This window comes from Streptomyces sp. NPDC001732 (assembly GCF_053596315.1).
In genome coordinates this window covers 1-11,567 of the sequence record NZ_JBSFFY010000110.1, presented here as the reverse complement: position 1 = coordinate 11,567, position 11,567 = coordinate 1, and the positions used below count along the sequence as shown (strand labels likewise).

At 69.2% G+C, this 11,567-nt stretch carries 8 protein-coding genes and 6 pseudogenes; 8 read left to right on the top strand and 6 right to left on the bottom strand.

Translation table 11 applies throughout. From position 1 onward, the window contains the following. Positions 1–118: 118 nt before the first annotated feature. Positions 119–1,240: a PP2C family protein-serine/threonine phosphatase gene (locus ACWCXX_RS38940; RefSeq protein ID WP_451135726.1), complete on the bottom strand. Its 1,122-nt coding sequence runs from the start codon at positions 1,238–1,240 to the stop codon at positions 119–121. 189 nt (positions 1,241–1,429) lie between these two features. On the opposite strand from ACWCXX_RS38940, the pseudogene ACWCXX_RS38935 reads away from it, so the two are divergent. Beyond that, positions 1,430–1,741 (top strand): annotated as a pseudogene (locus ACWCXX_RS38935) (site-specific integrase); the annotation flags it as partial. Between the two features lie 442 nt (positions 1,742–2,183). On the opposite strand, the gene ACWCXX_RS38930 reads toward ACWCXX_RS38935, so the two are convergent. Together ACWCXX_RS38930 and ACWCXX_RS38925 are read right to left on the bottom strand one after the other, a co-directional pair. Continuing rightward, the gene (locus ACWCXX_RS38930) at positions 2,184–2,432 is read right to left on the bottom strand and encodes a hypothetical protein (protein WP_451135724.1); all 249 of its coding nucleotides are present in this window, start codon (positions 2,430–2,432) and stop codon (positions 2,184–2,186) included. A 319-nt stretch (positions 2,433–2,751) separates the two neighbouring features. After that, a complete protein-coding gene (locus ACWCXX_RS38925; protein WP_451135722.1) occupies positions 2,752–4,008 on the bottom strand; it encodes a cytochrome P450 family protein in 1,257 nt (418 codons plus the stop codon). Between the two features lie 501 nt (positions 4,009–4,509). Here ACWCXX_RS38925 and ACWCXX_RS38920 point away from each other — a divergent pair. The 3 genes and pseudogenes from ACWCXX_RS38920 to ACWCXX_RS38910 all read left to right on the top strand — a co-directional run. After that, positions 4,510–4,800 (top strand): annotated as a pseudogene (locus tag ACWCXX_RS38920) (NAD-dependent epimerase/dehydratase family protein); the annotation flags it as partial. A 208-nt stretch (positions 4,801–5,008) separates the two neighbouring features. Next, positions 5,009–5,686 (top strand): annotated as a pseudogene (locus tag ACWCXX_RS38915) (glycosyltransferase family 2 protein); the annotation flags it as partial. Between the two features lie 15 nt (positions 5,687–5,701). Next, the gene (locus tag ACWCXX_RS38910) at positions 5,702–6,310 is read left to right on the top strand and encodes a TIGR04282 family arsenosugar biosynthesis glycosyltransferase (RefSeq protein ID WP_451135728.1); all 609 of its coding nucleotides are present in this window, start codon (positions 5,702–5,704) and stop codon (positions 6,308–6,310) included. Positions 6,311–6,460: 150 nt separating this feature from the next. Here the strand turns inward: ACWCXX_RS38910 and ACWCXX_RS38905 are convergent. Together ACWCXX_RS38905 and ACWCXX_RS38900 are read right to left on the bottom strand one after the other, a co-directional pair. Next, positions 6,461–6,574 (bottom strand): annotated as a pseudogene (locus ACWCXX_RS38905) (DnaJ C-terminal domain-containing protein); the annotation flags it as partial. Between the two features lie 20 nt (positions 6,575–6,594). Continuing rightward, positions 6,595–7,207, bottom strand: a pseudogene (locus ACWCXX_RS38900) (transposase). Between the two features lie 227 nt (positions 7,208–7,434). Between ACWCXX_RS38900 and ACWCXX_RS38895 the strand changes: the two are divergent. The 3 genes from ACWCXX_RS38895 to ACWCXX_RS38885 are packed head-to-tail and all read left to right on the top strand — an operon-like array spanning position 7,435 to position 10,549. Continuing rightward, positions 7,435–8,184, top strand: coding sequence for a FadR/GntR family transcriptional regulator (locus ACWCXX_RS38895; protein WP_451135720.1), 750 nt, complete (start codon positions 7,435–7,437; stop codon positions 8,182–8,184). 59 nt (positions 8,185–8,243) lie between these two features. Then, complete coding sequence (locus ACWCXX_RS38890) at positions 8,244–9,428, top strand: CynX/NimT family MFS transporter (protein WP_451135718.1); 1,185 nt, start codon at positions 8,244–8,246, stop codon at positions 9,426–9,428. Positions 9,429–9,433: 5 nt separating this feature from the next. Continuing rightward, on the top strand, positions 9,434–10,549 hold the full coding sequence (locus tag ACWCXX_RS38885) for a hypothetical protein (RefSeq protein WP_451135716.1): 1,116 nt from the start codon (positions 9,434–9,436) through the stop codon (positions 10,547–10,549). Between the two features lie 229 nt (positions 10,550–10,778). On the opposite strand, the gene ACWCXX_RS38880 is transcribed toward ACWCXX_RS38885, so the two are convergent. After that, entirely contained in the window at positions 10,779–11,204 is a 426-nt protein-coding gene (locus tag ACWCXX_RS38880) for an SRPBCC family protein (protein ID WP_451135714.1), read from the bottom strand. Between the two features lie 39 nt (positions 11,205–11,243). On the opposite strand from ACWCXX_RS38880, the pseudogene ACWCXX_RS38875 reads away from it, so the two are divergent. Then, positions 11,244–11,474: pseudogene (locus ACWCXX_RS38875) on the top strand (IS6 family transposase); the annotation flags it as partial. Between the last annotated feature and the right edge of the window lie 93 nt (positions 11,475–11,567).

The window sequence follows — 11,567 nt, the reverse complement described above, 5'->3', positions numbered from 1 at the left end:
CTGCCCGCCGCGGCCTGAACCAGGCATCAAGACCGCACCCCGGAACACCCCGGCACCCCGGCAGATGATCAAGCACCCGTTAACTTGACAACATCAGTCGGCCGGTGTAAAGCCACGACTACGACGACCCCGGCTCCCCAGCAGTGCGCTGGATGCAGACCATGGCGGCGTCGTCGCCCAGGCGCCCGCCCGCATGGGCCAGAAGGTCGGAGCGAAGGTGGCGGATCAGGGCCTGGGGGCTGTCGTGCGCCTGGGAGGCGGCACGTTCGGCTAGCGGGTAGAAGACTCTGCCGGGGTCCCGGGCTTCTATCACGCCGTCGGTGTAGAGCAGCAGCAGGTCTGCGGGCTCCAGGGCGAAGGTGTCCACCTGGTACTGGGGTGTGGTCAGCTCGCCCAGGCCCAGTGGCGGCGCGGGGCGGGTGGCGTTGAGCGCGGTGACCTCTCCGTCGCGTAGTAGCAAGGGGGGCGGGTGCCCGCAGCTGATCATCTCCACCTTCTCGCCTGCGTCGGGGATGTCGATGACTGCGGCGGTGATGAAGCACTCCCCTTCCTGCTCCGACTCGGTGGGTTCGACCATGCTCCAGCACACGCTGTTCTCCAGGTAGGCCATGAGGTCGGGCAGGGAGGATTGCCGGTGTGCGGCCGCCCGGAATGCACCCAGCAGCAGCGCGGCATCTCCGATCGCGGTCAGGCCCTTGCCCCTCGCATCCCCGATGATCAGCCTGGTGCCGGCCGAGGTGCGGGTGGCCGCATACAGGTCGCCGCCGATCTGTGCCTGCTCCTCTGCCGCGAGGTACACCGAGGCCACCCGCAGTGGCCCGATCCGCCGCGGCAGCGGTCTGAGCACCGCCTGCTGCGTGGCCTCCGACACCGTCCGCACCTGCGCCAGCTCGCGACCGTACCGATCCCGCAGCCACCGGAACACCGTCACGATCACTGAGACCACCACCACGGCGATGATCTGCGCACCGATGCTCTGCGTGGTCAGGATGCGGAGCCCTACGCCGACGCCGAACAGGGCCGCCACGGCGATGACTCCAACCAGGGCGGTCAGCAGGGGGCCGGCGAAAGCAGCAGTGATCGCGGGCGCCACGATCAGCAGGGGGCCCAGCGGCACGTCGGGCCCGGTTATGACGTCCGCCAGCACGATGGCTGCGATCAGAGCGAGCGGAATCGCCAGCAGGGCGTCGCTGGCCTGCCAGGAATGCTGACGGAACGAGACCCGCCACCAAGTACCCATATGACTGAATTGTACCTATTTGGGCGGCCCCGCAGGCCGGCACAGCGCCGCCGCCCCAACGCCAGAACCAGCAGCTCCGGGCCGTCCGCGCCGCCGGATAGCCCCGTAGGGCGCACCGCGGTCACCACCGTGTCATCGAAGAAGTTCACAGCGAAGACGGCGTCGATGCGGAAGCCGAGGAGCGCCGCCGGGCCCGGCAAGGTGCTCGCGCCGCGCGACGTGTGCCCGGACACCGGGCTGGCCCGTCTGCCGTACGGGCAGGCCCGCGCACTGCTCGACCAGCACACCACTGTCGCCGGCGCGGCCGGCACCGGGTGGGACCTGCACAAGTGGCGGCACTCGGGTCTGACGCACCTCTGGGAGCAGGGCGCGTCGCCGCTGATGCTGATGGCCAAGTCCCGGCACCGTAAGACGGAGAGCGTCCGCGGCTACTTCAAGCCGTCTGCCGAAGCGATCGCCGAGGTGACGAGTCTGCTCGCTCCCGGCGACACCCGGCGCTGAGGCGGGCCGATACCTTCGTTCCGCACGCTGGGGGAAGTTGCTCCGCCTCGGTGGTGGTGATCGGACCGTGTCGGCGACACGGGGCCGGAGAAGGGACAACACCACCGCCTCCACTACTTTCAGCATGCAATTCGTTATGAAAAGTGACGGGCGTGGTCCCGCGGCACGCCGCGCACGGCCGCATAGTCGGGCGAGCGCACTGGATCGCCGAGGCCGGGTCCGCCTCTCCCGGCCCTGGAGGCCACGAAGACCATCAGGCCAAGGAGTACGGCCTCGGGGAACCCGCACACCGAAGAGGCAGCCTGCCCCGCGGCGGCACATGCCGGTCACCGGTCCGGCGCCCGAGATGCGCCGGCTCTGCGCTCAGGCCCACGACATCCAGGCCCCATGCCCTCCTTGCCGCAGACCCGCTTCATCTCCTTCTCGATGGTCTGCTCGCGGATCAGGAGCACCGGCGGACCTCGTCCCAGCAGTCTGCGGTGCGCCGGCCCCAGTCCCGTTCGATGTCCGCGCCGCTCGCGTCGAAGTCACCGCACCAGAGCAGGGTGGCGCGGCCGTGCCGGGTGGTGCGGCGGCGTACGACTTCGGCGTAGGACTGAAAGGCGAAGCCGCGGACGACCAAGACCGGGATGCCGTACTCGGCCAGCCAGGAAGTGAGGAGCTGCCGGAGGGTGTCCTTCTCCGCGGCCACGGCCAGCCGCCAAGCCCCGGGCCGTTCCCGAACCGCACGGGGCCGTGGACGCTCCCGCAGCAGAAACGCCAGCCATCTCCGGTACGTGGGCGAGGAAGGCTGGCCGGGACCGTGCATGTCGCTACCGTCACACAGCCGCCCCCGGCTCTCCGAGACCACCCGCCGCCGTACTGCCCACTTCCCCACGGCCGCAGCAGTTCCGACACACCCCGGGCTTCATCTGCCGTGAACAAACACGGGCCGCTCAACCGCTCGCTGCTGCCGCAACCGATGAACAAACGCTGCTGCTGAAAGTGAACGAAGCCATTGGGGTGGTGGTTCATGGGCGGGCCTGGTTCAGGTGGGTGGGGAGGGTTTGGACGGAGTTGGAGATCAGGGATGGCACGGGCACGAGGGATTCGGGGTTGGTGGCGAGTGAGAGTCCGGGGTACGCGCTGAACAGGGCTTCGAGAGCGATCGCGGCTTCCATGCGTGCCAGGGGTGCGCCAAGGCAGACATGGGGGCCACCGCCGAAGGCCAGGTGCCGGGACTGGGTTCGGGTGAGGTCGAACCGGTCGGCGTCCTGGCCGTGCTGGGCGGTGTCGCGGCCGGCCGCGCTGTAGGGGGCGAGGATGGCGTCGCCAGCGGGTATGGTCACGCCGCCTATGTCCAGGTCCTCGCGTGGGTAGCGGGCGAGGAAGTTTCCGATGGGGGCGTCCCAGCGCAGAGTTTCCTCGACGACGACGGGCCAGACGGAGGGGGCGGAGCTCAGCGCGAGATCGAGTTGGCCGGGGTGGGTGAGCAGGGCGCGCAGCGCGTTGGTGATGAGGCTGAGGGTGGTTTCGTGACCGGCGGCGACCATCAGCCAGAGGGTGCCGGTCAGCTCTGCGTCGCTGAGGATGCCGGGGTTGTCCCTCTGGGCGGCGATCAGGGCGCTGGTGAGGTCGTCGCCCGATGTACGGCGCTTGTGTGCGACGACCTTGTCGAGGAGTTCGTAGATGAGGTGTTGTGTCGAGAGGACTTCTTCAGGCTCTGCGGTGGAGTCGAAGATGGACCGGACCAGGCGCCGCAGCTGGGGCCGGAGCGGGCCGGGGACTCCAATGATGTCGCAGATGACGTTCATCGGTAGCGGGTAGGCCAGGTGCTCACGCAGGTCGACCGAGCCGTCCGGGCCGGTGCGCTCGGGCAACGCCTGGACGAGGCCGCGGGCGAGTTCGGTCACTTGCGGGCGCATGGCCCGGACACGTTCGGGGGTGAGGACCTGGGTGACGACGCGGCGCAGGCGGCGATGGTCGTCGCCGTCAGCCGTCACCATGTTGGTGATTTTGACCATGCCGGTCAGCGGCCAGTCCTCGGGAATCCGGTTGGTGCGGATGTCCGTCCACCGGTGCCAGTCCTTGCTGACCCGCGGATCAGTCACCAATTCCGTGACGAGTTGGTGCGTGGTGACGGCCCAGGCTTCCACGTCGCCGGGCAGGATCACCTTCACGACCGGGCCGAGCTCTCGCAGCCGTGCGGCTTCGCCCTGGTGGTCGGCGCCGGTCGGGTCCAGGCGCAGGACCGGGACATGCTGGGCAGTACGTTGTTGTGCCGTCATGAGCTACCTCCGGTACACGGTGCGAGAGCGGGCGGGCCGGGCCATCGAACGGACGGGTCCAGGGCGGTGTCGCTGGTCGGCGTGAACGTCACGGGCAGGGATTGGAAACCGGTCGATGCGTCCGAGCGGCCTGAGCGTGGTGGCAAGCATGTCTTTGTAGCGCCCGGCGGTCTCGGCGTAGTTGGTGCAGGTGGTCCGTCTCGCCTCTCGTAGGGCCCGGAGGGTCTCGGTCCTGGTCTGGTGGCGGGCTGTACTGCGGCTGAGGGGGCTGCGGTGGCACCCGTCGCCGCTGTACCGAGGGCTCCGACCGTGGCGCCGAGCACGGCGGCGAGTCCTGTGTCCATCGCGCCACTGTGGCGGCCGCCGTCCGGGCAGCGCGAGACGGAGATCAGCCATCCGCATCCGGACAGCTTCGCGGCACGCCTGGTGGTGGTCGGTGCCGGAAGCCGGCCGGGACGCCAGTCGCCTTTCGTGGGCTGACGCGAGGGTGACGGGGTGGCAGCGCTCGGCGCGGTCGGCGCCGCGATCCCGGACGGCACACTGCGCGCCTACAACGTGGGCAGCGGAAGCGCGCACACCGTTGGGGAGATGGCCACCGCGCTCTCCGCGGCCCACGGCGGGCCCGCGCCGGTGGTGACCGGTGAGTACCGGCTGGGCGACATCCGCCATATCACCGCCTCCTCGTCACGGCTGCGCGAGGAACTCGGCTGGCTGCCCCGGGTGCCGTTCACCGACGGCGTGCGAGAGTTCGCCGGAGCCCCCCTGCGCGGCCGGGCGTCGAAGCCTCGGTGACGCGCGTGCGGGGGACGGCCTCGAACCCGGGACCCCGGAACCGTCGCGGCCCGCACCGGTCCGAGGCGCCCGCCACCCGGACCCCGCGCCGCCGTCGAAGAGGGCGACGGCACCCGCCCACGCCATACGGCGACGGCGGACCGCATCAGATAGTCCGGACGCATCACCCCATTTCCGCCCATGCATGGATATCCGTACGCTGAAAGACATGACCGAGAGGCATCGGCCCCTTGTGGACGTCGTGCTGCCATGTCTTGACGAAGCGGCCGCCCTTCCCTGGGTGCTGGAGCGGATACCGCCCGGGTGGGGCGCCGTGGTCGTCGACAACGGCTCGACCGACGGCTCCGCCGAACTCGCCGCGTCGCTGGGCGCGCACGTTGTGAGCGAACCGGTGCGCGGCTTCGGCGCAGCCTGCGCGGCCGGGCTGCGCGCCGCCACCGCGCCCGTGGTCTGTCTCTGCGACTGCGACGCCTCCCTCGACCCGGCGCTGCTGCCGTCGCTGGCCCACGCCGTCCTGAACGGCGAGGCGGACCTGGTGCTCGGGCGGCGCAGGCCGACGACACGCCGCGCCTGGCCGGTGCACGCCCGGCTCGCCAACCGCGAGCTGGCCCGGCTGATCCGCCGCCGCACCGGTCTGCGCCTGCACGACCTCGGCCCGATGCGGGCGGCCCACCGGGAGGCCCTGCTCGGCCTGGACCTGACCGACCCCAGGTCGGGCTACCCGTTGCAGATGGTCATCCGCGCCGCCGACGCCGGATGGCGGGTGCGCGAGGTCGACGTGCCCTACCGCCCACGCGCCGGCCGCTCCAAGGTCACGGGCACCTGGCGTGGTACCTGGCACGCGGTGCGCGACATGCGCGCGGTCCTGCGAGCCGCCCCGCCGTCCGGCGGGAGCCCCCCGGTGAGCGGCCCGGCCGGACCGACCGCGCTGCTGGTGATAGCCAAGGAACCACGGCCTGGACACGTCAAGACTCGGCTCACACCGTCGTTCACCCCCGCCCAGGCCGCCGCCCTCGCGAAGGCGGCGCTCGCCGACACCCTGGAGACCGTGCTGCGCTGCCCGGCCCGCCGCCGGATGCTCGTCCTGGACGGCGCGCCCGGACCCTGGCTGCCGCCCGGCATCGAGGTAATCCCGCAGGCGTCCGGCGGCCTGGACGAGCGGCTGGCCGCGGCCTTCGCCGCCGTGCCGGACGGCCGCGCACTACTGGTCGGCATGGACACCCCGCAGCTCACCCCGAAGCTCCTCGCCCCCGCGCTGGATCCCGGCGCGTGGCTGGAGTGCGACGCGTGGTTCGGCCCGGCGGAGGACGGCGGGTTCTGGGCGCTCGGCCTCGCCGCGCCCGCCCCGGCGCTGCTGCGAGGCGTCCCGATGTCCACCGCGTACACCGGCGCCGCCCAGCGCGGTCATGCTGGTCATGTCCGTCCTTGCGCGTCCGTACCGACGAGGGCGGCACGCGCCGGTCGGGCGGGTGGACAAGACAGTGACGGGGCTTCTGGACCAAGCTCCTGACTTGTTGAATCGACCCCAGACGCTAGGTCTGCAGCCGTAGCGTCCAGGGTGTCGGTCGGCACGGACCGACAAATCCCAAACAGGACAGTCGAGACGTCAGTCAGTCGGAGGGTCAGACCCACCACAGCGTCGCCACGAACATCATCACTGTCAGTCGTCGATGTGCACGGTGACGTACAGGTCCCCCGCCTCGCCGCCGCCCCTTCCTTGCCCGCCGATCCCGCGGGGGCGGATCTTTTGCCTGTCCCGGACTCCGGCAGGCATGGGCATGTCCTGAGTCGCGATCAAGGTGTGGGGCGGAGGCTGCGTATCCAGATCACCGCCCCGCGCAGGTGGAGGCCGGCGAGATAGCTCTCGGGTGTCTTGTCGTAGCGGGTCGCGCGATGCCTCGCTGTTGCTTCAAGCGGTTGAAGCAGCGTCCGACCACGTGGCGCTGCTTGTAGAGTTGCTTGTCGAAGGCTGGCGGGCGTTTGCCTCGGCTGCCGCGTCGGAGCCGATTGCGGATCTGGTCGGCCCGCTCCGGGACGGTGTGGCCGATGCCGCGCCGTCGCAGCCAGGTGCGGGTGGCTTTGGAGCTGTGGCCCTTGTCGCCCAGGACATGGGCAGGCCGCCCGCTCGACTTCACCGTGACGGGCGGGAGCACCAACGACCGCACCCAGTTCACCGCCGTGATGGAAGCGATACGGGTGCCCCAGATCGGTCCGGGACGGCCCGGAGCATGCCCTCGAACGTGCCGTCCAGGTTCCACCGGCGAAAGCGGGTGTGCAGCGTGGCCCATGGGTCGTACCGCTCGGGCACGTCCCGCCAGGCCACCCCGGTGCGGAACTTCCACACGATCCCGTTGAGCACCGTTCGGTCATTCAGCCGCTTCCGGCCCCGCAGTGACACCGGCAGCAGTGGCCGGACGAACTCCCGCTCCACATCGGACAGTTCATGGCGACGTATCACCCGACCCTGATCCACTACTCGGGATCATTTGAGGGCACCGCCCAGTCCCGGGAGCGTCGCCGATTTTTCCGAAGCAGCGATAGGGCGCGATCTGCGCACTCAGGAACATCCATGTGGCCTGCATCACATAGTGCTGGCGCGGTGACGCTGCCTCATGTTTCTCTCTAGATGTTCTAATGTCCAACATTTGGGGGTCTTTGATGGAGGGGCTGCGACAGCCGCGCCGGGCGTCGACTCTGGCTGCGCAAGTCGCTGACCAGCTGCGGGAACAGCTGGCGTCCGGGCGGTGGCCGGTGGGGACACGGATCCCGGGCGAACAGGAACTGGCCGAAACACTCCAGGTGAGCCGAAATACCATTCGCGAAGCATTGCGAGCACTTGTCCATCTCGGCCTGCTGGAGGCGCGAGTCGGGGATGGTACCTACGTCCGGGTCACCAGTGAGCTGGAGGCGGTTCTACTGCGCAGGGCGGCCGCCACGGCGCTGGCGGACGTCCTGGAACTGCGGGCGGTTCTGGAGGAGCACGCCGCCGGACTGGCCGCCGAACGACGATCGGAATCGGACACCGCTCGGCTGCAAGAACTCCTCGCCGCGGCCCGCGAAAGCAACCGCTCGGGATCGATGGCACAGGTCGCCGTCGCCGATGTCGCCTTTCACCTCGCAGTCGTCCAGGCCAGCGGCAACGAGCTGCTCGTAGAGCTGTACGAATACCTGGGCAGCGCCCTGTCAGCTCTCCTGACGGTGCTGCCATGGGATGACGACGTTGCTGCCAAGCACGATCACTGGCACAGCGCACTCGTCGAGGCGATCAGCGCAGGCGATGTGGTCGCTGCCCGCCATGCGGCATCCATGTTGGTGCACATGACCGCCCGGCTGGCCGCAGGGCAGGACAGCGCGGTCGAACGGGACCGGTCGGCATGCGAGTGAGCCACTCCCACCACTCCCTGGACCAGGCGAGGCAGACTGCGCCGGGCAGGCGGTCCACAGTGTGGCTGCTGATAGGTGTTTTGCTGGTCGCGGGGAACCTGCGCGCCGCACTGACCGGCGTGGGACCGTTGCTTCCCAGCATCGAGAAAACGACCGGCCTGTCCGGTACCTGGGCCGGGTTGCTCGGCACTCTTCCGCTGCTGACGTTTGCCGCAACCTCCCCGTTGGTCGGCCGCACCGCGCACCGCTACGGGGCACCGCAGGCTCTGGGCGCCTCGCTGACAGTGCTGGCAGCCGGGCTGCTGGTGCGCTCCCTGCCCGGGGTGGTCTTCCTGTGGGTGGGCACTGTGGTGGTCGCAGCCGCGATCGCCTACGGCAACGTACTGCTGCCCTCGGTCGTCAAGAGCACCGTGCCAGAGGACCGGATCGGCCAGGTGACCGGCCTCTATGTCACCACGATGGGCCTGCTGGCCGCCGTGTCGTCCGGGGTGTCGGTCCCGCTGGCCGACCATCTGCCCGGCGGATGGCGCACCGCCCTGGGCTGCTGGGCCGTGCTGGCCGTGCTGGCCTTCGTGGTGTGGGCGCCGCAGCACCGGCGTACGGACTCTCCGGCACCAGCACGTGCGTCGCGAGAGCGCATCCCCTGGCGTTCCTCCCTCGCATGGCAGGTCAGCGGCTTCATGGGGCTGCAGTCACTCGGCTTCTACACCACGATCGCCTGGCTGCCCAGCATCGTGCACGATCACGGGGTGGGGGAGGCCGCAGCCGGATGGCAGTTGTTCCTCTTCCAGATCATCGGCCTCCTCTCCAGCAGTGCGCTCCCCCTCCTTGCCCGCAGGTGGAAGGACCAGCGGATCCTGGCAGCATCTGCATCGACGATCGGCGCCCTGGGCTTCGCCCTGTTGGCGGTAGCCCCCCAGTGGGCCGTCGTATCCAGCGTGCTCACAGGCTTGGGAGGCGGAGCGTGCCTGGTCCTGGCCCTGACCTTCCAGGGCCAGCGTGCGGCGGACGCATCACAGGCGGCCGCCCTGGCCTCGATGGCCCAGTCCGTCGGATACCTCGTGGCCGCCGCAGGGCCGCTCCTCCTCGGCGTCTTGCACGACCTCACCGGCGGATGGACGCTGCCACTCCTGCTGCTAGTTGCCCTGACTCTCATCCAGGCCGTCGTCGGCTTTGGCGCAGGCCGTGACCTGCGTTTGCAAGCCACCTCGCGAACTCGCACACCTATACGCACCGGAGAGTGAATATCATGACCATGACCGCCCCCTTCAGCTACCTCGACACACCGACGGCAGCACCGCTGTCGATCAGCGAACTCATGCCCGGCGTCTACAACCTGCTGGAATACGCCGCAGTCGCGGCGGGCGAGCAAGTGCTGATCCTGGCCGAGCACGGCACCGATCCGGTGGTCATCCAGGCCATCGCGGCGGCGGCCGCCTACCGCAACGCCGAGGTGCATGTATTGTCCCTGCCGCCGTTCAGCGCCGGCGGGTGGGACGCCGCAACGCCCTCACCGCTGCCAGCCTCCGCACACGCCGCCGCCGACGTGGTGATCTCGCTGACCTGGTGGGGCGAAGTGCACACAACCCAGCTTTTCTTCAACGAGATCGCCAAGCAAAAGGCACGGTTCGTCTCACTGCACCAGACAGCGACCGCTGCGGCGCTGGCCACCGGGGCGCGGTTCCCACTTGAGCTGTACTTCGCGCTGGAGGCCAGGGCATACGCCCGGATCACTGCGGCCCAGGAAATACGGGTGACCACCACCCTGGGGACAGACGTGACTTTCCGCGCCTTCACCACCCCCGGTCACCCGAGCACCCCCCTCACCAGCGGCATGTGGCGGCCCTTTCCCTACGGAGGCGCCAACTTCTACCCCGACCAGACCGACGGTGTCGTCGTGATAGAGGAGTCCACGGTCACAGGTGTACCCGCCGAGCGAATCACTCTCGAACTGGCCGGCAACCGCGTGACCGCCATTGAAGGGAGCGCGGCGGCCGCCGAACTGCGCCGCTACGCACTGAACGGCTACTACATGCGCCACGCTCTCATCGGCCTCAACCCCAAGGTACGGTCCGCGGGCGGCACCCAGTTCGAACGTGAGAAGCATGCCGGAGCGTTCTACTTCGGCCTCGACGGCCTCACCACACAGGGCACGATCGACCGCAACGGTCCCGGACACGCGCACTGTGACTGCCAGTTCGATGCGCCCACCATCACCCTCGACGGCGAGCGTTTCGTCGACAACGGTCACCTGCTTCTCCTCGATGATCCGGAAATCCACCAATTCGCCCAGAAGTTCGGTCCCGCAGAGGTCCTCCTCAATCCCAATCCGCGGCTCGTCCTGCCGCCGCGCTACAGCCGCTGACCCGCCTGCGGCTAGTACTGCAACGGTCTTTGAGGTGACGGTTGCAGTACTAGACCGCACGCGGGCACAGTGACCGCTGAGGTGATCGGGTTCACCGCCAATCAAATCGGGGTCGTTCCGGTGTGCGCACCGAGGTGTCTGACCCGGTCCAGGCCGTGTAGGAGACTCCCGGGTGATTCGCCGCGATGCTCGGGCGGGTCCTGGCTGATCGCGCGCTGCCGCGTAGGCATCACTGAGCCGGCTGGCACTCCTCGGCGTAGCGGGCCAGCCCTTCCGCCGTGCCCTGCATGAACTTCTGGAGGTATCGCGGCATGACCCAGCCCAACAGCCAGCTCGTCTCGTACTCGCCGTACCAGTGGATGACCGTGCCCGAGTTCGCTGTCGGCTTCAGCTCGATGCGCGCGTGATAGTTGTACATCGACGAGTTGAACGCGTCTTCGTAGGCCAAGAGGCGTCGCTCGATCTTCTCAGTGATTCGCTCCCCGGTCACGATGCGTCCCGTCCGGAAAGCCCGGACGGCGCCGACGCCGTCATCGCCGGGGTCGAGGTCGACTGACCGTGTCGTATCCAGACTGTCCACCTTGGACCACAGCGGCCAGCTTGCGGCATCGACCAGCAGCTTCCAGACGATTTCCGGCGAGGCGCGGGCAGTCACTCCAACGTTCCTGGTTGGTCGTGCTGGGAGGGGTCGTCCGTGGACAGCGCGCCGCCGTCGTACAAGGGGCACCGGTACCCGGTGGAGATCATCGCGCACTGCGTGTGGCTGTACCACCGTTTCCCGCTGTCGTTCCGTGAGGTGGAGGAGCTGATGCTGCAGCGCGGCATCATCGTCTCCCACGAGACGGTCCGCCGCTGGTGTACGAAGTTCGGGCAGGCCTACGCCAACGGCCTGCGCCGCCGGCGTGTGCAACCGGGCGACAAGTGGCTCTACGTTCTTGAACGGGTTGATCCTCCCGTTCGTAGGGTGAGGACACCCAGGGGAGCTGGGTGTGGCTGACAAGTGGCTGCCGTTCGTGGC

Excerpts from the sequence above, each read along its gene's own strand:
- ACWCXX_RS38940 (WP_451135726.1), bottom strand. The coding sequence starts at position 1,240 with ATGGGTACTTGGTGGCGGGTCTCGTTCCGTCAGCATTCCTGGCAGGCC.
- ACWCXX_RS38925 (WP_451135722.1), bottom strand. The coding sequence starts at position 4,008 with ATGACGGCACAACAACGTACTGCCCAGCATGTCCCGGTCCTGCGCCTG.
- ACWCXX_RS38895 (WP_451135720.1), top strand. The coding sequence starts at position 7,435 with ATGTCCAACATTTGGGGGTCTTTGATGGAGGGGCTGCGACAGCCGCGC.
- ACWCXX_RS38885 (WP_451135716.1), top strand. The coding sequence starts at position 9,434 with ATGACCATGACCGCCCCCTTCAGCTACCTCGACACACCGACGGCAGCA.